Below are 22,816 nucleotides of genomic sequence, written 5' to 3'. Positions count from 1 at the left end.
TTATCGGTTTAAAGTATCGAATTCTTCAATAAAATTATGAAGAGATAATTCCTTTTGTTCACCATCTTCTAATTTCTTCACTACTGCCGCGCCAGTTTTAAGTTCATCTTCACCGATAATGACGATATACTTTGCCCCAAAACGTTCCGCTGCTTTAAATTGAGCTTTCATTTTCCGCCCCATATAGTCCTTTTCAGCAGAATAGCCCTCTTTACGTAATGCTTGTAAAAGTGTCACAGAATAATCGCTCGCTTCATCGCCAAGCGCAATGATGTAACAATCTATCTCTTGCGTTTGTGCAATATCAATACTTTCTGCAGTTAAAGCACTTAGCAATCGCTCAATACTTAAAGCAAAACCTATTCCCGGTGTATTTGGTCCACCCATATTTTCAACAAGCCCATTATAACGGCCACCACCACAAAGCGTTGTGATCGCACCAAAACCTTCCGCTTCACTCATAATTTCAAATGCCGTGTGATTATAATAATCAAGCCCTCTGACAAGTGTTGGATCTACGACATATTCGATTTCCATCCCATCCAAATGTTGCATCACTTTATCGAAATATTGCTTGGACTCTTCATTTAAGTAATTTAACACGGATGGCGCGTTTTTCATTAGTTCATGATCGGAATCCTTTTTGCAATCTAAAATGCGGAGTGGGTTTTTCTCAAGTCTATTTTTACAATCCCCACAAAACTCATCTATTCTTGGCGAGAAGTGATTAATCAATGCTTCCCTATGTGCTACTCTACTTTCTGTGTCACCAAGACTATTTACAACAAGACGAAGCTTTTTCAAGCCAAGTTCTTGATACAGTTGCATTGCAATCGAAATAACTTCCGCATCGATTGCTGGATCATTACTACCTAGTGCTTCAATGCCGAATTGGACAAATTGACGAAATCTCCCCGCTTGTGGTCGCTCATAACGGAACATCGGACCAAAATAATAGAGCTTCACTGGCTGGTTCGCGTACCCATACATTTTATTTTCAGCAAAAGAACGAACTACGGAAGCAGTACCTTCTGGTCTAAGTGTTAAATTCCTGCCACCGCGATCATCGAATGAGTACATTTCCTTTTGCACGATATCGGTTGTATCGCCAACTCCTCGTTGAAAAAGTTCTGTATGCTCAAATATCGGTGTTCTAATTTCTTTATATTGATACTTCCGGCAAATCTCTTTTGCAGTTTCTTCAATTAACTGCCACTTTTCCACTTCTCCTGGGAGGATATCTTGTGTCCCTCTTGGTATTTGAATGGACAAATTCAAAACCCCTTTCAATTTTATAAATGCGTCAAGTGCTCCCTAATCGGTAACTAGCACAAAGATGAGCATTACATCCTAAGACACCGTAGCAATTTTTCTGTTGATCTTGATCACCTTAGATCAACACGCCCTATGTTGAAGGGCCTATTACATCTGTACGTCGAACTAAATAATAGAAAAATAAAAAAACCCTCCATCCCTTGTTCCGAAAAACAAGGGACGAGAGTTTTTTCCCGCGGTGCCACCCTTTTTGAAGCTGAAATCCGCCAGCTTCCACTTAAACAGTTAACGCCTGTACTCGTCCGTCCTCTACTAAGCATGTACTGTTCGAAGGGGAAGCCTACGGAGTGTCTTTCATTGAGTTGGTAGAAATGCTTTCAGCCAAGGCATTTCATCTCTTTTTATTTCAAGTCCCAATTACTCTCTCCATCAAAAGCTACATATCATTTTCATTTATATATCCATTAATCATAAGGATCTATTTGAAATTTGTCAATTGCGTTTCAGCAATTAATTAAGACTTTTCCAATTGTTTTTTCAGTGCCTGTACCTTATTTGAGACAATACCTTGTTCACTTATCGCCTCACCGACTATCGTAACATTCTCATTTTCTACAAGATGACGAAAATCCACATTGAATAATTGAACCGCATTATACGATATGATCCGATTACTTTCATTCATTCTCATGAAATAAACCTCCTGAAATATACTTATCTTCATTATGTCCATCAATAATTTTTTTATTGAAATTAGTAAACGATTATTGTTTTTTATCATGAATATAGTACACTTGGATATTATCGGTAAAATATTGATTTCGCGCTTTTCATTTACATAGCATAAAGAGGAAGGTGGTGCTAAGTTGCGAAAAAAAACATACTTTATCATTGCAACATTTATTTTACTGTTAGCTGGTAGTATGTATTACTTCCCTGCACTAGCGGCGGATGCAAATAAAATCACTATAACCGGAGACATAGTTAATGTTCGCGAACTTCCGGGCACATCTTACTCAGTTATTACCCAAGTTCGGAAGGATGAAACGTATCCACTTAAAAACCACAAAGACGGATGGTATGAAATCAAGCTGAATTCTGGTGAAAGTGGCTGGGTGGCCGATTGGTTAGCCCAAAAAACAACTTCCAATAGCAATGCTGCGCAAAGCGCGATTGTTACAGTTGATGACTTAAATGTGCGATCAGCAGGAAATATAGATGGATCTGTAATTGCAAAATTAAACAAAGGTGACCTCGTCCATGTGATCGAAGAAAAACAAGATTGGAGCCGCATCAGTTTTAATAATGCTGATGCATGGGTTAGTAGTAATTATCTGGAATCAAAACAGTCCAAACCAGAAAATGCATCTACGGAAACCGGCTATTCTGAAATAAGCGTTCTGTATGATGGGACAAACATTCGTAAAAAACCGTCAATAGATTCTAAAATAGTTAAGACCGCCTCATCCGGGGATGTATTCAATGTAATAAAAAAATCAGGTGATTGGTATAAAATTGATTATGGATCGGGAAAAACGGGTTATATTGCTAACTGGATTGTTTCCTACCCTAATCAAAATACGAAAGGTACCAAAGGGTTAAAAGGAAAAACGATAGTTTTAGATGCAGGTCACGGTGGGCGTGATCAAGGCACAGAAGGCCCTAATGGTACTTTGGAAAAAGACGTAACACTAAAAACTTCGAAGCTACTTGCAAAAAAGTTAAAATCCAAAGGCGTAAATGTCGTATTAACAAGAAGTGCGGATGATTATATTGATTTAAGTTATAGAACCAATATTGCCTCACAGTACCATGCAGATGCCTTTATTAGCATTCATTATGATGGCATTAAGGATAATACAGTGAATGGTCATACAACATATTATTATTATTTTTATGAAAAAGAGCTGGCGGAAAAGCTTCATAGCCATCTTTCTAATGCAGTAGATATGAAAAACCGCGGTGTCCGTTATGGTAATTATTATGTCACGAGAGAAAACGAGCGCCCATCTGTACTTCTTGAACTTGGATATTTAAGTAATCCACATGAAGAAGGTTTAATTAATAAAAATAAATTCCAAGAAAAAATAACAGATGCGATTGTTAAAGGGCTTGAAGAATACTTTTAATTGATTATTTATAGTTAAGAAAAGCGCGGGTGCATTGGTGCATTACCCATCGATATATGTGAGATTGGTACGTCTATCCAGCTAAGAAGTTCACTAATTTCTAAACTTTTCTATAAAAAAAGCATCGGGAGCCCCCGATGCTTTTTATCTTTCTAAAATCAATGTAACCGGACCAGCGTTAACCAAGGATACATCCATCATTGCACCAAAAATACCAGTTTCAACAGTAATATTTTTAGCTCGCAAAAGTTCATTAAAGCGATCGTAAAGAGTTTCTGCATGCTCGGGCTTTGCTGCGCTCATAAAGTTAGGCCTACGACCTTTATTGCAATCTCCGTATAATGTAAATTGAGAAACAGATAAGATTTCACCGTTTTCCTCCATTAAAGAGCGGTTCATCTTGCCTTCACTGTCTTCAAATATTCTTAAGTTAACAATTTTGTCTGCAATCCAAGAGCAAGCCTCTTCTGTATCATCATGAGTAAGCCCAACAAGCAAAACGAGACCAACACCGATATTGCCAACCTCTTTTCCTTCTACTTTCACGTTTGCTGTCTTACATCTTTGCAACACTACTTTCATTCCTTACTAATCCCCTTTAGTTCATAATTCGACGAACCGCGTATATATCTGGAATCTGTTTAATTTTATCTACAACTTTATGAAGATGGCTTATATTTTGAATCGTGATTGACATCATAATAGTCGCCATTTTATTCCGATCCGTTCGTCCAGAAACTGCTGTAATATTTGTCTTCGTTCCACTCACCATTTGCATCACTTCATTAAGCAAGCCACGGCGGTCATACCCATTAATTTCAATATCTACATTATATTCTTTCACATAACTCGTTCCCATTTCCCATTCAACGGGTATGAGTCTATCTTGCGTTTCACTAGATTTTAGATTAGGGCAATCCGTTCTATGAACAGAAACACCACGACCTTTAGTAATAAATCCAATAATATTATCACCTGGTACTGGGCTACAGCAGCGTGACAGGCGAATAAGTAGATTATCTGCCCCTGTTACTTTTACACCTGCTTCATAACGACTAGACTGATTTTCAATTTTCGGTTCCGCAGGTATATCTTTAATTATTTCTTCCTCATCACGTAACCTCCTCCACTTTTCTGTGAGGCGATTAGCAACCTGGATAGCGGAAATTCCGTTATAACCAACTGCAGCATACATATCATCTTCATGCGAAAAATTAAACTTTTCGGCAACTTTATTTATATTGTCTGCAGTAAGAATTGTCTTTAGATCAAAGTCCATATCTTTAATTTCTTTTTCAACCAGTTCTCTGCCCTTAACAATATTTTCTTCTTTGCGTTGACGTTTAAAAAACTGTCGAATTTTATTTTTCGCCTGCGAAGTTTGTACTAATTTTATCCAATCTTGACTTGGCCCATATGAATGTTTTGAAGTTAAAACTTCAATAATATCGCCGGTTTTTAATTTATAATCTAACGTAACCATTTTCCCATTTATTTTTGCACCAATTGTCTTATTACCAATCTCAGAATGAATTCGGTAGGCAAAGTCAATTGGAACGGAACCTGATGGCAGTTCAATTACATCGCCTTTTGGCGTAAAAACAAACACCATATCTGAAAACAAATCAATCTTTAACGATTCCATAAACTCTTCAGCATTTTCTGCCTCATTTTGAAACTCTAAAATTTCCCTAAACCAAGAAAGTTTTTTTTCAAATGACGCTTGTTGACTAGTCGTTTTACCTTCTTTATATGCCCAATGGGCCGCAACACCATATTCAGAGATTTTATGCATCTCTAGTGTTCTAATCTGTACTTCCAGTGGATCCCCTTTTGGTCCAATTACTGTCGTGTGTAGAGATTGATACATATTTGTTTTTGGCATCGCGATATAATCTTTAAATCTGCCAGGCATTGGTTTCCAGCATGTATGAATAATACCAAGAACCGCATAGCAATCTTTAATACTGTTAACAACAATTCTTACAGCCAGTAAATCATAAATCTCATTAAATTGCTTATGTTGAAGTACCATTTTTCGATAGATTGAATATATATGCTTCGGTCTTCCCGATAATTCTGCTTTGATTTCAACATCAATAAGACGATGCTTCATTTCTACCATAACATCATCAAGATATTGTTCCCGTTCATTCCGTTTTCTTTTCATTAAATTAACGATCCGATAATACTGTTGCGGATTTAAGTAGCGCAGTGACGTGTCTTCCAATTCCCATTTAATTTTAGATATTCCAAGTCGATGTGCGAGAGGAGCAAATATCTCAAGTGTTTCATTTGCAATTCTCCGCTGTTTTTCTGGTGGTAAATGCTTAAGTGTACGCATATTATGAAGTCTATCGGCTAATTTAATCAAAATAACACGAATATCTTGGGCCATTGCAACAAACATCTTCCGATGGTTTTCCGCTTGTAGCTCTTCATGCGATTTGTATTTGATTTTACCTAGTTTTGTAACCCCATCAACAAGCATAGCAACTTCGCTACCAAATTCATGCACTAAATCTGCAATTGTCACAGGCGTATCTTCCACGACATCGTGCAAAAAGCCAGATGCTACCGTTGCGGGATCCATTTCTAGATCAGCAAGAATTCCTGCCACTTGAATAGGGTGAATAATATATGGCTCACCCGATTTTCGGAATTGTTCCTTATGGGCATCGCGAGCATATTCAAATGCTTTTTTCACAAAGGACACATGTTCTTCATTTAAATATTCACTTGTTTTATCAATCACTTCTTCAGCTGATAATATTTGATCTTTTGCCATGAGGATCACCTTTTTAAATTTATCATTCAGTTCACAAGAAAAGCGGAAGCTTCTAGGCTACCTTAATTATCCACGTCCGGTGGCACTAGTACGTCGTATACGACAAAACTAGACAATAAAAAACTTTTTGTAAACTTTTATCTCCGGAAAACGTAAACTTACTATTCACGTAAAAAAATGTGTATGTTATCTATTATCGAGAATGAAACCTCACTTGTAAAGAAATAGTGAGGATTTTTCTACAAAAAAGATCAAATAGTGTCGTTTTTTCAGAATACATGAACTACTGTTCGTTTTTTGCGTATGTAAAAAGCACTCCAATATGAGTGCTTTTTACATACGCAAAGGAAATTGTTTCTTTATACTGCTGCTTATTAACCTTCACTGTTGATATGCTTACATAAGATGGTCATAGGATACTAAGCTAAAGAGACGTTGGTCAAACATGACCTAGGTTAGTCGGCTTGATCTTTAACGGAGTGCTCGCTTTTCCCATCAGCATTAATATTTCATTAAGGAAAGTATATCGTAGTCACCGATTTTTTCTCGACCTTCTAAATAGGTTAACTCGATAAGAAATGCGATACCTGCAACTACTCCACCTAGTTTTTCTACTAGTTCAATTGTTGCCTGAATCGTCCCACCTGTCGCTAATAAATCATCGGTTATTAAGATTCTTTGACCTGGAGTAATCGCATCTTTATGAATGGTTAATGCATCATTACCATATTCTTTACCGTACACTGCCTTAATCGTTTCACGAGGTAATTTACCTTCTTTTCTAACAGGCGCAAAGCCTATACCGAGCGCATATGCAACAGGACATCCAATAATGAATCCTCTTGCTTCTGGTCCGACGATAAGATCAATCTCTTTTTCCTTCGCATATTCAACTATTTGATCTGTGGCATAATGGTACGCTTCACCGTTATCCATTAATGTCGTAATATCCTTAAATCTAATTCCTTCTTTTGGCCAATCTTCTACGATTGTTATATATTGTTTCAAATCCATGCTGTTATTTCCTCCTCGTTAAGCGCTTTTTGCGCCAACCTATCATCAAACCATTCTTTTAATTGTTCATATGAAGAATAAATTAATGTTTTTTCCAACTCTAGCTGTTCTTGCCTTTTTTGATATGTTGGTGAAGCTGTTAAATCTTGTTTTGTTTTATCTGGATTTATGGAAAGCAAACCATCCTTTATTGTAACAAAATTTAGTTCAAAAAACACTTTTGACATAAATTCGACCGTTTCCTTTGTCCAACCACGGTAAGCAGCAAGATCAGTCCCATGCTTAATCACATCAAAAGTCTGGCGTTTTAATAAAAATGCATAAAACCATTTAAAATGTTCTCTCGTTGGTAAAGTACTAAAGAAATGTCCTTGATCATGAACAAATTGTGTGTAAATACGTGAAGGACTTTTCCCATCTATCAGCTTTTTCAATATGCCAAGATTTGATGGCATATCAAGTAGAACAATATTTTTTCCATTAATATCTAGACTCTCGGCATGATCACTACCTATTATGACAACCACATCCATATGCATCTCAGATATGTTAAGTGTTGTAAGCTGTTTTTCATCAAAAACGATATACAAACAATTTTCTTGTGGTAGTTGGGACATCCAATGTTTTAACTGCTTATTCCCCCTCATATCAAAAAGTTGCCATTCATTCACCGCAATATCTTTTAAGAATATTTGCGGTTTTCTCATATTATTCCACTCATTGACTGAGAGTTCACCTATTACCGAAACTTTTGCTCCTTGTGACATCTCATCTGCCAAATTTCCGAGATGAAAGCCAATTCCATCTAGCGTGTTTCCCTCATATTCCAAATTTAATTTTAAGTGAGTTTTGTTAGCACCGATTTTCCTGACCCCGGATATACCGGCATTTTCAATTAATACTTTAGGTTTTGGGTTTTTCATGCCATAAGGGGCAAGCATGTCCAATTGATTTATAGTATCGATACTCACAGCCTCAAGCATAATAGATGCATCCAATTTCGTAACTGGAATAAAATCATCTGGCATAAGTTGGTCCGCTGCTGCCATATTTAATTTCATACGAAACTCTTCGACATTTTGAATCTCCAACGTCATTCCCGCAGCCATCGGATGCCCGCCAAAATGCGGGAGTATATGAGATAAACCAGATAGATTTTTAAATAAGTCAAATCCATGTATACTACGTGCTGATCCTTTCGCTAAACCCGTCTCACGATCATAGCTTAGCATGATGGTAGGCCGATAATAGCGTTCTACTAGCCGAGATGCAACAATGCCAATCACACCTGCATTCCAGCCTTCTTTGCCGATTATAAGCACACTGTTTTCATCAGCAGGATATTCCGTTTCTACAATGTTGATTGCTTCCTTTTCAATTTCAGCTACAATCGCCTGTCTTTCTTTATTTATATTATCGATTTCTTCGGAAAGCTGTTTTGCAACAGTAACGTCTTCTGTCATCAAAAGCTCCACTGCTGGTCCGGCGTGTTTCAATCTCCCTACAGCATTCAGTCTGGGGGCAATCGCAAACCCGACTGTTTCTTCATTCACCTCAGAAAGTTTTGCCCCGGCAATTTTGCACAATGCATTTAAACCTGGCCTAGTAGATAAAGCCAAGCTTTTTAGTCCTTTTTTCACGATCAGACGATTTTCACCATGCAATGGCACAAGGTCAGCAATCGTTCCAATCGCGGCCAAATCAAGGAGATCGGATGGTTCATCACCAAGTAATGCATGAACAAGTTTAAATGCCACACCTGCACCTGCAAGGTCTGAAAATGGATACGCTGTACCAGGTAACTTCGGATGAATAATAGCATATGCATCAGGAAGTTCTGGTCCTGGCTCATGATGGTCGGTTATGATCAAATCTACCCCTAGCTCTTTGGCTACTTTTGCTTCACTTAAAGCGGCTATGCCATTATCAACGGTAATAATTAGTTTAATCCCTTCATCGGCAGCTTTACGAAATGCTATTTCATTTGGTCCATAACCTTCTGTAAATCGATTTGGTATATAATAACTTACATGTGCGCCTAACTCCTGCATCGTTATCATTAAAATTGATGTACTTGTTACACCATCGGCATCATAATCTCCATAAATTAAAATGGGCTCTTGATCAGCTATCGCTTTTTCTATTCTATCTATTGCCTTCTCCATATCTTCAAATAAAAATGGGTCATGAAATGGTTCATTTTCTGTATATAAAAATTTCTTCGCGCTCTCCACATTATTCATTCCACGATTAATTAATAATGCAGCAACAAATGGAGCAACGTTTAATTGTTCTGCAAGTTCTATATTGGCTGCCTCATTCGACTCCTGAACGGACCAGCGTGTTTTCGAAAATAACATTTACTCACTCCTTTAGACTAATTAATTATACAAAAGTGTACCTATTGTTTCAATGTTAGTGAAAAGCGCAGGACGCCAGTACAAACATACGCCACGGGACGTGGCGATAGTAGTAATAAAAACAGCAGTCTAAATTGACTGCTGTTTTTATATTATTTTATACTTTTTTCTGATCATTTCGAGTGAGTCCTGAGATACGTATACTAACATATCTTATTCTAGCAAGTCACGGGCTTTTGCATCTACTACTTTTTGTGAAGCTTGTAGTTTTTTCACTTGTTTTTGCAAGGCGTATATTCGAATAAACCCGACTGAACCAGTAATGATACCGCCCATCAAAACAGAACCTAGAATTAGGATAATGAGGGGCCACTCCGCACTACCAAATAAGTAATTAACGGTAACTGCTTCAACATTCATAACCGCAAAAATGGCTACAAGAAGTGCAAATAATATTGCCATAATAAGCGTCCATTGAAATTTCAATTTTATGTCCACCTTTCTTTGATGCAATAGGATATTTACTTTTACCCCCTATATGGATAATCAACCCTATTAAGTTGAGACACAAAACAACAAAAGTATCACGACATTTAGCAGTCGAAGAAAAGATCAATTTTAGGATGCAATATACCTTTCCTTAACCAATCTTAACGTACACAGCGGGACTCGCGCTACTTGCGCTATTAAAGGTTCGTGCAATCCATTCATTTACGATAAGGAGAGGCTTATGGAGCTTCCTAAGTTGCGCGTGGCAACCTAGCTGATCCCCATTCTTTGCACAAACGTAGATGACCAAGGCACTTTGACTTTGCAATCCTCACTGTCTAGCTACGACGACACGAAGTACTAGTGCCGCCAGCGCCGCACGACGTGGCGAACATAGCATTATCTATGACCTTCCCGCTCCACCTTACGATAAACCAACATCGTTTCGCCTTTCTTCTTTATACTTGTGGTTCGTCTGATGACCATTTCTTTTTTTCTTTTACCGTATTAATCGTTCCTTTTTTCTTTAATTCTCTCACTTTTAAGTCATACCAAAGCTGTGCAGAAATAAAGATAGATGAGTATGTCCCTGCGAGAAGTCCGACAAGTAATGCAATCGAAAAGTTTTGTATGGACTCGCTACCTAAAATAAGTAATGTAACTACCGTTACAATCACTGTAAGAACAGTATTAACGGAACGGGTTAGCGTCTGCTGTAATCCTTTGTTGACGACCTCAGCAATGTCTTCTTCCGTTTTAAAGCGTTTTTTCGCTACCATATTCTCTCTGATTCGGTCGAATGTTACGATCGTATCATTGATCGAATAACCAATAATCGTTAATACAGCAGCAATAAATGTTAGATCGATCTCCAGCCTCGTTAAACTGAAAAAGGCAATGATGAAAAATGCGTCATGGACAAGCCCAAGGACAGAAGATAATCCCATCGCGAATTCAAAACGGAATGAAACATATATAATGATCCCGATTGCCGCTATTATTAAAGCATAAAATGCATTCTTTAATAATTCTTTCCCAACTGTTGGTGAAACTGTACTTACATTTGGTTCAGTTCCATATTTTTCATTAAAATGTGTTTTCAACATTGCAACTTTCTCGGCTGAAAGCGCATCTTTATAGCGAGCAACGGCAATTTCATTATTCGTACCTGATAGAACAATCTCTTCTGATGTTAGCTTAATTGAATCAAGTTCTGTTTTCACTTCCTGTGCAGTAAGTGGTTTTCCACCATCAATCTCTACTCGTGTACCACTAGAAAAATCTATTCCGAGATTAAAACGGAAGATCGATAAAATAATCAAGCCACTTAATAGTAATACTGTCGAAATAACGTAGAACTTTTTACGATGTTTCACAAAGTCGAAACGATCGAATCGTGTTTTTAAATCCTTTGCCGTTATATTTTCAGATAATTGATGAATGTCTGAGCGCTTCACACCAAACCAGCCCGGCTTATCCTTCATTACACCGCTATTAATCCAAAAGCCTAATAATAGCCTAGAACCAAACACAGCAGTAACAAAGCTCAATAGAATACTAATAATCAACACCGTTGCAAAACCTTTGACGGAGCTATTCCCGAAGTAAAATAGAACACCACCTGCAAGCAATGTTGTAATATTTGCATCTAAAATAGCAACAAACGATGATTTATTCCCTGCTTGAAAAGCTGATTTTAAGGAACGACCAATCCTTATTTCTTCTTTTAATCGTTCGTATGTCAATATATTTGCGTCAACTGCCATACCGACGCCTAAAATTAATGCTGCTATCCCCGGTAAAGTTAAAACACCATTCATTAAATCAAAAATGAGCAGAATTAAGAAAATATAGATAGAAAGTGTGATAGTAGCAATAAGGCCTGGAAAACGGTAGTACACTAACATAAAGAGGAATACTAACGCGATCCCAACTGCACCCGCTACAACTGTTTTATTCAACGCTGCCTCACCAAACTTTGCACCAACTGAAGTAGAGTAGACTTCAGTTAATTTCACAGGAAGAGCGCCTGCGTTCAATAAATTAGACAAGTTCTCAGCTTCTTCTTTTGTAAAGCTTCCTTCAATGGAAACGCTCGTTTGATTAAATACTTCATTCACATTAGGAGCAGACAATAGTTTCGGATTATCCTTCCCATATGATTCTTTAAAAGAATCTACACCTTCTTCGAAATCAAGCCAAATAACAAGTTGATTATTTGGTTTCATACTAACAATCTTCTCAGTAACATCTTGAAACTTTTTGCGATCTTTCATTTCAACTAAAACGATTGGTTGATTATTTTGTGATGAAAATGTAAATTTCGCAGCACCTTCTACTAAATCTGTACCATCAAGCATAATATTGTCATTTACATCACGGAAGGTTAACGTTGCCTGTGTACCAAGAATTTCCCTAGCTTGATTTTGGTCCTCTACTCCGGCAAGTTGAACTCTAATCCTGTCATTACCTTCAACTTGAATATTCGGTTCACTGACGCCTAACACGTTAATCCTTTTGTTTAATGCATCTGTCGTATGAACAAGCGCATCCCTATCAATTTTTTGACCTTTTATTGCGGGTGTCACTTTGTAAAGAACCTCAAAGCCACCTTGTAAATCAAGTCCTAATTTAATATTTTTCACAATTGTGTTGGATGTCCCACCAATCACACTTGCTATGAAAATGATGATGAGAAAAAAGGCGACAATTCTGCTTCTTTTTACCATTAAATATTTATCCCCCTTATTAATAAAAGCGCAGCGTCCGTTAAGCACGTACAAACAAAATGTTCATCGGTTAAAATCGCGACGTTCCGTGGCAACACCAATGTGACTTATCGTAGGAAAAGTCCTCAAGTTTGCAGGGCGTTGGAGCTAGATATAAGAAAAACGTTGGAGCTAAAAAATAAAATATGTATACCTATATATAAGTCCCACAACTAAAAATCAAAGACAAAAAAAGATCTTCTGCCAATATGCTTATTATGAAGTAGATAAAAAAAGCTGTCAATTCATATTCTCAGAGTTTATTTTTCATTCGGTTTCAATAATTCTTGTAATTCTTCACTTTCTAAATCAGATAGCCAATTAGGTGATTTAAACGCTTCTACAGTCGCAAAATTCATATACTTTCCGATATCTAATGAGATAACATCTGACACCAACTCGTACATGCGAATACCCTCTTTCGGTTTCCGCCATACTTTTCTAGTCAAATATTCCCAGAGATCGGTTTTGCTCACTTCTTCATATCCTAGTACAGTAAATTCCTCTACTTTACTAACAAGGACAGGATCAAGCACATAAAAATATGAATCATAAGGATGGCTCTGCTCCGTCATATTCTAAACGCCTCCAAAGATATTGTTATTTGTTCTTCGACAACTTGTCATGCTTTGTCCACTTACTAGCATATACATCATTGTAATCGAACGGAACACATTTGAGAAGGCAGGGAACCAGATGTCTAAGTTTATTAAAGGCACAATGATTTTAATGCTTGCTGGTCTTTTGACAAGATTACTGGGGTTTATTAATCGGATAGTAATTAACCGCATGATTGGTGAAGAAGGCGTTGGGCTATATCAAATGGCTTTTCCTACATTAATTCTTGTCGTAACACTTACACAAATAGGACTACCAGTCGCAATTTCTAAGGCTGTGGCTGAAGCTGAAGCAAAAGGTGATCAGAAAAAAATAAAAAAAATCCTTGTTGTTTCTCTTGCCGTCACCATTTCTTTATCACTGATTTTTACACCTGCGCTTATCTTAGCAGCACCATTTTTATCTACTACACTCTTTACCGATCCGAGAACATACTACCCACTCGTTGCCATTGCACCAATCATTCCTGTGGTCGCTATATCCTCCGTAATTAGAGGGTATTTCCAAGGGAAACAAAACATGAAGCCAGCTGCAGTCTCGCAAGTTTTGGAACAAGCTGTTCGGATTATATTAATCGCTTTGATGGCGAAAAAGTTTTTACCACTTGGAATTGAGTACGCGGCAGCGGCTGCAATGGTCGCTTCCGTTCTAGGTGAGTTAGCATCTCTAGCTTATTTATTTGCCATGTTTAAAGTAAAAAAGAAATTTCCGATTCGCAGAAACTTTTTCAAATCCGTACAATCAGGAAAAAAAACCTTAAAAGAATTAATGAATGTCGCTATACCCACTACTGGTAGTAGATTAATCGGGTCACTCTCATGGTTTTTTGAACCGATCGTTGTCTCACAAAGTCTATTCATAGCTGGCGTTGCGGCTGGCATTGCAACTAGACAGTACGGATTATTAACAGGTTATGCTTTACCTTTATTGATGCTGCCTTCCTTTATCACCTATTCGCTGTCCACGGCGCTCGTACCAGCAATTAGTGAGGCGAATGCGAATCGAAATTATCGGCTAGTGGAATATCGACTCCAACAAGCGCTCAAATTTGCATTATTATCTGGTGGACTAGCCGTTGTCATTTTATATGTATATGCTAATCCGCTGATGACTTTAATGTATGGATCTTCTAATGGTGCGGAGTTCATTAAATTAATCGCACCATTATTTATCTTTCATTATTATCAAGGCCCTTTACAAGCAATATTACAGGCATTAGATTTAGCTAAAGCTGCGATGATCAATAGCATGATAGGTAATGCCGTAAAAATAGGAGTGATTTTTATTCTCGCTTCCCGCCCAGACTTTGGCATTAACGGAGCCGCCTTAGGTATCGCTGGTGGAACAGTACTTATTACTATGCTTCACTATGCTACAGTGCTTAAACATGTACAATTCACCGTCTATTTAGCCCATTATGCAAAATTTTTCGTAGCAGCCTTTTTAGCAGGTATTGGCGGAACTTTTATTTATTCACATTTATTTATAGATGAATCTCTCGTGCTTCAACTAATAGTGGGAGTCCTTTTAACCTCACTTCTATATGTTCTGCTGTTATTGTTCTTTAAACTTATTCAAAAAAGCGATGTTGAAAGGTTTCCAATCTTCAGGTCCATATTTAAATAATAATTATATCCTAACTATCTTTATAATCGATATAAAACTGTCCATCTTGATGGCTACAAAAGCTTATTTTATCAATTTCATTGTGCCCTCTCGATTGGAGTTCTTTCAGCAACCATTGCTCAGAAATTCCGGCTTCAGATAAATGTTCATATTGAATATGTCCATCGATAATTAAAGGAATCGTATATGAACCATCTTTACCATTCCTACCTTTTTTGATAATCGAGAGCTGACCTGATGTTTCCAATATAGCAAATTCTACATCAGAGATATTACTAATATCTTTCATACGAAGTTGCATAAGAAGGTCGTCGAAGTTATAACGAAGCTTCCTCATCATACGTTCATCCAGTTTACCGTTTTTTATGATAAAACTAGGATGACCATCTATTAAATGGCGAAACTTTCGGCTTTTCAATGACCCATAAGCCATACCTAATTGGATGAGCAAAAGGACTACCATTGGAACGAGTGAGTGCCATATTGAGTCCTTATGTTGTTCAATTGCAACAACTGCCATTTCACCAATCATAATAAAAACAACAAGATCTAATACGCTTAACTCTCCAATTTCTCTTTTGCCCATCAGCCTAAAAATTACAACAATGACACCATAAAAAAGAATGGTTCGCAGTATGATAATGATAAGACTTTCCATTAATCCACCCCCTGTCCAAACATTCATGTTTAGTATGCTCGGATAAACTAAAAAAACAATGGGAAAAACAATCCATTTCTATTCTAAACTAAATAAAAATGAATAAATATAAAGGGGACAGGTATAAATCTAAATGAATGAACGATAAGAAAGGAGTGGCTAGTAATCGCAATGAAAAAGTTGGGGATATCTGTTATTTATGGAGTTGCAACCATTTTGCTACTCGCAATTATTTCGAGCCTAGTATTTTCACTCATATTAGTATTTACTGACACACAAGAGAATTCGATACGCTTAATTGTAACGATTATTTCTTATTTTGCCGTTTTTATAGGAGGATTCATCTGTGGCGGGAAAGGGAAGCAAAAGGGCTGGATCATTGGCGGCACAACAGGAGTAGTATATAGCCTTATTGTATTCATGTATCAATACTTGGGGCATAGCCTATTATTCTCACTTGAACAAATTATTTATTATACATGTTATATATTAACGGCGATGATGGGCGGCGTATTAGGAGTAAATATTTTATCTGGCCCCAACCATGAATCTTAATATAAGGAAAACAATGCTCATATCCCCGCAATATAATGATAAGAACACTTACTAAGAACGTTGCATCCTATGGCAACTTCTGTGTGACCTGCACCATGCAGATTTCCCCTCTGGGTAAAAAAAAGAAGCTTGGTCGTGATGTGACTTAGCTTCTTTTTTGCCTATTTATTATTGATTCGCAGATCCTTTTGATTCTACAACTTCACGTATTGCAGCGCGATCGTATGTAAGTCTGCTGCCATCTCCACATAAAATGATAATCTTACCTTCATCTAATGCGTCGATTGTGCCATGAAGGCCACCAATTGTGACGATTTTATCACCTTTTTGCAAACTGCTTTGCATGTTTTGAACGTTCTTTTGACGCTTTTGGTTTGGCCTAATTAATAGAAAATAAAACAGCACAAACATTAAAACAAACGGCAATATACCAGCTATCCCACCTAAACCTTGCATAATCTATACCTCCTTTCGCAAATATATTTATTTAGAAATTTTTTGCGTCAGGACGGTTGAATCCATATCGCTCAAAAAATTCTTCTTTGAAGTCACCAAGACGATCTTCTCGAATCGCATTTTTGACTTGCTCCATCAATTTTAACAGAAAATGCAGGTTATGATAAGTCGTAAGTCTAATTCCGAACGTTTCGTCACATTTTAATAAATGTCTAATGTATGCACGTGTATAATTTTGACATGTATAACAATCACAATTTTCATCAATCGGTCTAAAATCACGGGCATATTTTGCATTTTTCACAACGAGTCTGCCTTCGCTTGTCATCAATGTTCCATTACGTGCAATTCTTGTTGGTAATACGCAATCGAACATATCCATGCCACGGATTGCCCCATCAATTAATGAGTCAGGAGATCCTACTCCCATTAAATAACGTGGTTTATTTGTCGGCAAAAGTGGTGCAGTAAACTCAAGTGCCCTGTTCATCACATCTTTCGGCTCACCAACAGATAGTCCACCAATTGCATATCCTGGGAAATCAAGTGAAATTAAATCACTTGCACTTTGTTTCCGTAAATCTTCAAATTCCCCGCCTTGAACAATTCCAAATAAACCTTGGTCTTCGGGACGCTTATGTGCTTCTAAACATCTTTCTGCCCACCTAGATGTCCGCTCAACTGATTTTTTCATATATTCATGTGTTGCCGGGAATGGCGGACACTCATCAAATGCCATCATTATATCGGCACCAAGGGCATTTTGGACCTCCATTGACTTTTCAGGTGATAAAAATAATTTATCACCATTTAGATGGTTGCGAAAATGTACCCCTTCTTCCTTTATTTCTCGGAAATCACTTAAAGAAAAAACTTGAAAACCTCCAGAGTCAGTCAAAATTGCTTGATCCCAGTTCATAAATTTATGAAGCCCTCCAGCCTCTTGGACAATATCATGTCCAGGACGTAACCATAAATGATATGTATTGCTGAGTATAATTCCAGCTCCCATTTCCTTTAGATCTTCCGGTGACATCGTTTTTACCGTCGCAAGGGTTCCGACAGGCATAAACATTGGTGTCTCAAAAGAACCGTGAGGGGTATGAATAATACCCAATCGTGCGCCTGTTTGCTTACACGTTTTAATTAATTCATATTTTATCGCTGACATTGTATTCCCACTCCTTTCTTTACTTAATTAGCATTGCGTCTCCAAAACTAAAAAAGCGATAACGTTCCTTCACTGCTTCCTCATAAGCACGTAATACATTTTCCCTACCCGCTAATGCGCTAATAAGCATAATTAATGTGGATTTCGGCAAATGAAAATTGGTTAGCATGCCATCAATGGCTTTAAATGAATACCCTGGATAAATGAATATATCTGTCCAACCGTCACCTGCCTTGAATTCTCCGTTATTTGCTGCAGCAATCGTTTCAAGTGTACGTGTGGAAGTTGTTCCTACCGTGATTATCCTTCCACCACTTTGTCTTATTTCGTTGAGTACCTCAGCTGTTTCTTCTGATACTCGATAAAACTCTGAGTGCATATCATGCTCATTGATATCCTCAACGCTTACTGGCCTAAATGTACCTAATCCAACATGGAGCGTAATAAATGCAATCATTACTCCTTTTTGTTCAAGTTCATCTAACAATGCTTTTGTAAAATGTAATCCCGCAGTTGGAGCTGCTGCGGATCCACGTTCTTTTGCAAAAACAGTTTGGTAGCGTTCTTGGTCCTCAAGTTGCTCTTTTATATATGGCGGAAGTGGCATTTTACCAAGTTCCTCAAGTACTTCGTAAAATATCCCCTCATAACTAAAAGTTAGAATTCTTCCCCCATGCTCTCCGAGCCCAGTGCATGTTGCAGTTAATTGTCCATTTCCAAAAGCAATAACCGTTCCTATTTTCACTCTTTTTGCTGGTTTGACCAGTGTCTCCCAATTGTCACCCTCTAGCTGTTTCAATAGCAATACTTCTATTTGAGCATTCGTATCTACTTTGGCACCTAGCAACCTTGCGGGTAATACCCTTGTATCATTCAAAACAAGGCAATCTCCTGCTTGTAAATAGTCCTGTATATTTTTAAAAATCTCATGACGAATAGAGCCGGTTTGTTTATCCAGAACCATTAGCCGACTCTCAGTTCTACTTTCGAGAGGTACTTGTGCAATTAATTCTTCTGGCAATTCAAAATCAAACATATTCACTTTCAAAACATTTAAGCCTCCCGATACTGTCATCCAATTACTGTTCTGGTGCTTCTAATTTAAAATGTTCATACACATTCCGTGTAACAATTCTCCCTCGAGGAGTTCGTTGGAGAAAGCCAATTTGCAGCAAATATGGTTCATACACATCTTCAATTGTAGTTGACTCCTCACCAATACTTGCCGCAATTGTATCAAGACCCACAGGTCCTCCTCTGAATCTTTCTATAATGCCGATCAATAACTTGTGATCAATATGATCAAGACCGAGTTTATCCACTTGTAAAAGCTCTAAAGCTTCTTCAGCTAGTGCTAATGTAATAATACCGTCTCCACGGACCTGTGCAAAATCCCTGACCCGTCTTAATAGCCGATTAGCAATTCTTGGTGTTCCACGAGATCTTCTAGCAATCTCCACGGCGCCGTTCCAATCGATCTCTGTTTCAAGAATAGCAGCAGTTCTCACTGCTATATCTGTTAGCTGCTCTTCATTATAATATTCTAGTCTACTTAAGACACCAAAGCGATCTCGCAATGGGGCGGAGATTGCTCCAGCTCTCGTCGTTGCTCCAACTAAGGTAAAAGGTGGAAGATCGAGCCTAACTGATCTTGCTTCAGGACCTTTACCAATGACAATATCAAGACAATAATCCTCCATTGCAGGATAAAGTACCTCTTCAATTGCGCGTGGCAAGCGATGAATCTCATCAATAAATAACACCTCACCCGGAGCGAGCGATGTCAGAATTGCTGCTAGATCCCCTGGACGCTCGATGGCAGGGCCGGATGTTGTACGAACACCGACGCCCATTTCGTTAGCAATTACTACAGCAAGAGTCGTTTTACCAAGACCTGGTGGTCCATATAAAAGTACATGATCCAATGTTTCTTGTCGCATTTTTGCAGCTTCAATAAAAACGGATAAATTATTTTTTATTTTATCTTGTCCAATATATTGCGATAACGTTTGCGGACGGAGACTTTGTTCGAAAGATTGATCATTCATCAACACTTCTCCTGATAACACTCTTTCTTCCATCGTATCCAGCTCCTTTCTATCCGCTTCATTTTAACGAGTACCATGTCATATCACACCCGAGTACAGCTTTATCTCATAAGTAATTTTAACGCTTGCTTTATGTATTGATCCGTTGTCATCACTTCACTAGAAAGCTTCGGTTCAACTTTTTTCAATTCACGCTCTGAGTATCCTAATGCAGTCAAGGCTAACAAAGCTTCTTCTAACGCATGATTGTTCGAATCAAATAATGGCTCCTCATTCGAAACTTCGGTAAATAAATCTGGAGTGTTATTTGGAACAACATCTTGCAGTTTTCCTTTTAAATCAAGGATCATTTGCCTTGCCGTTTTCTTTCCGACACCAGGAAACTTTGTCAAAAACTTTTCTTCTTCGTTTTCGATCGCACGAATTACTTGCACTGGCTCTCCAAACGCAAGAATCGCCATCGCACCTTTCGGCCCAATCCCAGAAACGCCGATTAATTTCCTAAACATCATTTTTTCTTCCATTGATTCAAATCCATATAATGCTAAAATATCTTCCCTCACATGTTGATATGTATAAATTATTATTTCATTACCTTTTTTACTTGAAAAAACAAATGGGTTCGGTGTTAAAATCTGATACCCTACACCCCTGTTATCAATCACAACGTATTCCGGTCCAATATGTTCTACTGTACCTTTTATATACTCGTACAATGTATTCTCTCCTCTTTCATACTAACCAATATTGTACCATAAAAATCAACTAATCTCGAAATTAAGCAAAGGAGAGGTACCTTATATATCCGCATTTATGTTGAATGGAACTTCGGCTTATTCTGCAGTAAGAAAACGCAACATCCCGTGTGTAACAATATCTTGTGAGCTGGTTTATTTCCATCGTTATTTTACGCAACGCTTTATTTTAAATTACAACAAAGAGTAACTTCTAGATATGAAAAACAGCCCATGAATGGGCTGTTGGTTTACTCTATATCTACCGAATATTGTTTCATTGTTTCTAATACTTCGACGAAGTCTTTTTTCGTTTTCACAGGAATCCCTTGCTTTAGTTGCAACTGCTTTTTCCCCTCAAGCTTTCTAATATCAATCTGAAAAAAGGATTGAATGATATCATCCTGCTGGGGATTACCATTAAATATAGATAATGTACCATCATTTGCTATGCCAAAAAATCCATTCAATTTTAACAAAGGTGAAATATCATCTATTTTTAGTTCGAATAACATCATATTCTCATTCATGTCGACAAGTTGCCATGCTTCATATTTTGCCCAAAAGTCTTCAAGCGCCAAAACCGTCTCTGATACTTTTTCTTCACTTATTTCTCCATCTAAATAAACCCGCCGTAATGTCACATTTAATTTGAGCGGACTTTCTTGAACAGACTCTGATATCTCTTCTGGACTAGCTGCTTGAACCGCCTCATTATTTTTCGGAGACGTAGCCACTTGTAAATGAATAAAAAAAACTGTTGCAATGATTAGCAAGCTACTAAACAGCATTTTCGTTATTACAGCCAAATCCCTCACCCCTATAGCCTTGAATTGAACAATTCACTAGCTACAGTATGCCCAATAATTAGCATGAATATCCTAAGTTGTATTATCTATAAGAATATTGCCTTTGAAAATTGTTTGATTTAAGTATTTATTTTCAAAATGGATGAATAACCGGAATTCAATTCAACTTATATTTTCTTATTCGAAAAAAAACACCTTTTGTATAGAAAAGTTAATTTCTCATACATAGGGTGGTTATTTAAATCATGTTTTTTATCAATTACGCCTTGGCGGGAATCGTCCAGATTTTATCGAGCTCGCTCGATAAACTTCCTCTGAAAATCTGTGACATCCGCCGGAGGCTTTCACTTCATTCAGCCGGAGTTTGCACTCCCACTGAATGAGGTATATCGCATTCATCCCGCCACTTATAGAAGTGGGGGACTTCTGCTGAATGAAGTGAAATAGCATCATAAAATATTATAGGTCAATACCTACTATAAAACAGTTGATATATCAGCGGTTAACCAATCAATTATTCATTCTCATAATTATGATGAACGCCTTGAATATCGTCATCATCTTCGAGCATATCAAGCATTCTTTCCATTTTATCTGTTTGTTCTTCATTCAGATCCGCTGTTGTTTGCGGAATCATCGTTATTTCGGCTGTCACAAAGCGAAATCCTGCTTTTTCAAGTGAACTTTTCACTTCTATAAAACTTTCTGGATCGGTATAAATTTCAAATACTTCTTCCATTGTTTCTAGATCTTCACCACCAGCTTCTAGCACATGCATGAGCATCTCGTCCTCATCTATCTCAAGTTCTTCTCTTTCAATTACTAAATATCCTTTTCGATCAAACATATATGATACGCACCCTGTTTCTCCAAGGTTTCCACCATGCTTATTAAATGCAAGTCGTACATTAGATGCCGTCCTGTTTTTATTATCAGTTAAGCACATTACCAATACCGCTGTTCCACCCGGACCATAACCCTCATAAATAATTTCCTCGTAATTTTCCGATTCCTGGTTACCTGCAGCTTTGTCAATGGCACGCTTAATATTATCATTAGGCATATTGGCTGTTTTTGATTTTTCCACCACAAGCCTTAGCGAAGGGTTTAATTCGGGGTCAGGGCCACCTTGTTTCGCTGCTACATATATTTCTTTTGCAAGTTTCTGGAAAACTCTTCCCCGCTTAGAATCCTGCGCATTTTTTCTATTTTGTATATTCTTCCACTTCGAATGTCCTGCCACTACAAATTACCCCTCTCTTCTATACTTGTATCTACACAAATATATCAAATCGTTACTAAATGGTAAATGACCAAT

Annotated in this window: 20 protein-coding genes and 1 other annotated feature; of the genes, 3 read left to right on the top strand and 17 right to left on the bottom strand. The window is 37.6% G+C overall.

The window, feature by feature from the left end:
- Both hisS and MHB53_RS25100 read right to left on the bottom strand, forming a co-directional pair.
- Nucleotides 1–1,272, bottom strand: a complete 1,272-nt coding sequence (hisS, locus tag MHB53_RS25105) for a histidine--tRNA ligase (RefSeq protein ID WP_340923889.1) — start codon at nt 1,270–1,272, stop codon at nt 1–3.
- Between the two features lie 215 nt (nt 1,273–1,487).
- Nucleotides 1,488–1,717, bottom strand: a binding site (T-box leader).
- Nucleotides 1,718–1,789: 72 nt separating this feature from the next.
- Nucleotides 1,790–1,966, bottom strand: coding sequence for a hypothetical protein (locus MHB53_RS25100; protein WP_340923887.1), 177 nt, complete (start codon nt 1,964–1,966; stop codon nt 1,790–1,792).
- A 175-nt stretch (nt 1,967–2,141) separates the two neighbouring features.
- Between MHB53_RS25100 and MHB53_RS25095 the strand changes: the two genes are divergently transcribed.
- Entirely contained in the window at nt 2,142–3,404 is a 1,263-nt protein-coding gene (locus MHB53_RS25095) for an N-acetylmuramoyl-L-alanine amidase (RefSeq protein WP_340923885.1), read from the top strand.
- A 144-nt stretch (nt 3,405–3,548) separates the two neighbouring features.
- Here MHB53_RS25095 and dtd read toward each other — a convergent pair whose 3' ends face one another.
- The 7 genes from dtd to MHB53_RS25060 all read right to left on the bottom strand — a co-directional run bounded on the left by dtd (nt 3,549) and on the right by MHB53_RS25060 (nt 13,398).
- Entirely contained in the window at nt 3,549–3,986 is a 438-nt protein-coding gene (dtd, locus tag MHB53_RS25090) for a D-aminoacyl-tRNA deacylase (protein WP_340923883.1), read from the bottom strand.
- A gap of 16 nt (nt 3,987–4,002) precedes the next feature.
- Nucleotides 4,003–6,192 (bottom strand): RelA/SpoT family protein, encoded by a 2,190-nt coding sequence (locus tag MHB53_RS25085; protein WP_340923881.1) that lies wholly within the window; start codon nt 6,190–6,192, stop codon nt 4,003–4,005.
- Between the two features lie 501 nt (nt 6,193–6,693).
- Complete coding sequence (locus MHB53_RS25080; RefSeq protein ID WP_340923879.1) at nt 6,694–7,206, bottom strand: adenine phosphoribosyltransferase; 513 nt, start codon at nt 7,204–7,206, stop codon at nt 6,694–6,696.
- Nucleotides 7,197–9,566, bottom strand: coding sequence for a single-stranded-DNA-specific exonuclease RecJ (gene recJ / locus MHB53_RS25075; protein WP_340923878.1), 2,370 nt, complete (start codon nt 9,564–9,566; stop codon nt 7,197–7,199). The genes MHB53_RS25080 and recJ overlap by 10 nt, the downstream gene beginning before the upstream one ends.
- Nucleotides 9,567–9,779: 213 nt before the next feature.
- A complete protein-coding gene (locus MHB53_RS25070) occupies nt 9,780–10,052 on the bottom strand; it encodes a LapA family protein (RefSeq protein WP_340923876.1) in 273 nt (90 codons plus the stop codon).
- Nucleotides 10,053–10,513: 461 nt separating this feature from the next.
- Nucleotides 10,514–12,784, bottom strand: a complete 2,271-nt coding sequence (secDF, locus tag MHB53_RS25065; protein WP_340923874.1) for a protein translocase subunit SecDF — start codon at nt 12,782–12,784, stop codon at nt 10,514–10,516.
- Between the two features lie 299 nt (nt 12,785–13,083).
- Entirely contained in the window at nt 13,084–13,398 is a 315-nt protein-coding gene (locus tag MHB53_RS25060; RefSeq protein ID WP_340923871.1) for a post-transcriptional regulator, read from the bottom strand.
- A gap of 121 nt (nt 13,399–13,519) precedes the next feature.
- Between MHB53_RS25060 and spoVB the strand changes: the two genes are divergently transcribed.
- Nucleotides 13,520–15,067 carry a stage V sporulation protein B gene (spoVB, locus tag MHB53_RS25055; RefSeq protein ID WP_340923868.1) on the top strand — a complete coding sequence of 516 codons (1,548 nt, stop codon included), beginning with the start codon at nt 13,520–13,522 and terminating at the stop codon, nt 15,065–15,067.
- A 10-nt stretch (nt 15,068–15,077) separates the two neighbouring features.
- Here spoVB and MHB53_RS25050 read toward each other — a convergent pair whose 3' ends face one another.
- Nucleotides 15,078–15,725: a DUF421 domain-containing protein gene (locus MHB53_RS25050; protein ID WP_340923865.1), complete on the bottom strand. Its 648-nt coding sequence runs from the start codon at nt 15,723–15,725 to the stop codon at nt 15,078–15,080.
- 171 nt (nt 15,726–15,896) lie between these two features.
- On the opposite strand from MHB53_RS25050, the gene MHB53_RS25045 reads away from it, so the two are divergent.
- Entirely contained in the window at nt 15,897–16,280 is a 384-nt protein-coding gene (locus tag MHB53_RS25045) for a TIGR04086 family membrane protein (RefSeq protein WP_340923863.1), read from the top strand.
- Between the two features lie 168 nt (nt 16,281–16,448).
- On the opposite strand, the gene yajC is transcribed toward MHB53_RS25045, so the two are convergent.
- The 7 genes from yajC to MHB53_RS25010 form a co-directional block, all read right to left on the bottom strand.
- A complete protein-coding gene (gene yajC / locus MHB53_RS25040) occupies nt 16,449–16,736 on the bottom strand; it encodes a preprotein translocase subunit YajC (RefSeq protein WP_340923861.1) in 288 nt (95 codons plus the stop codon).
- A 31-nt stretch (nt 16,737–16,767) separates the two neighbouring features.
- Nucleotides 16,768–17,907, bottom strand: coding sequence for a tRNA guanosine(34) transglycosylase Tgt (gene tgt / locus MHB53_RS25035; RefSeq protein ID WP_340923859.1), 1,140 nt, complete (start codon nt 17,905–17,907; stop codon nt 16,768–16,770).
- A gap of 19 nt (nt 17,908–17,926) precedes the next feature.
- The gene (gene queA, locus MHB53_RS25030; protein ID WP_340923857.1) at nt 17,927–18,955 is read right to left on the bottom strand and encodes a tRNA preQ1(34) S-adenosylmethionine ribosyltransferase-isomerase QueA; all 1,029 of its coding nucleotides are present in this window, start codon (nt 18,953–18,955) and stop codon (nt 17,927–17,929) included.
- 31 nt (nt 18,956–18,986) lie between these two features.
- Complete coding sequence (ruvB, locus tag MHB53_RS25025; protein ID WP_340923855.1) at nt 18,987–19,988, bottom strand: Holliday junction branch migration DNA helicase RuvB; 1,002 nt, start codon at nt 19,986–19,988, stop codon at nt 18,987–18,989.
- Nucleotides 19,989–20,056: 68 nt separating this feature from the next.
- Complete coding sequence (gene ruvA / locus MHB53_RS25020; protein WP_340923853.1) at nt 20,057–20,671, bottom strand: Holliday junction branch migration protein RuvA; 615 nt, start codon at nt 20,669–20,671, stop codon at nt 20,057–20,059.
- 269 nt (nt 20,672–20,940) lie between these two features.
- Complete coding sequence (locus MHB53_RS25015; protein ID WP_340923852.1) at nt 20,941–21,498, bottom strand: intercompartmental signaling factor BofC; 558 nt, start codon at nt 21,496–21,498, stop codon at nt 20,941–20,943.
- 514 nt (nt 21,499–22,012) lie between these two features.
- On the bottom strand, nt 22,013–22,741 hold the full coding sequence (locus tag MHB53_RS25010; RefSeq protein WP_340923850.1) for a YebC/PmpR family DNA-binding transcriptional regulator: 729 nt from the start codon (nt 22,739–22,741) through the stop codon (nt 22,013–22,015).
- Nucleotides 22,742–22,816: the final 75 nt, after the last annotated feature.

This window comes from Bacillus sp. FSL K6-3431 (assembly GCF_038002605.1).
Classification (GTDB): Bacteria; Bacillota; Bacilli; order Bacillales; family Bacillaceae_C; genus Lederbergia.
This window is presented reverse-complemented; position numbering and strand designations above follow the sequence as displayed.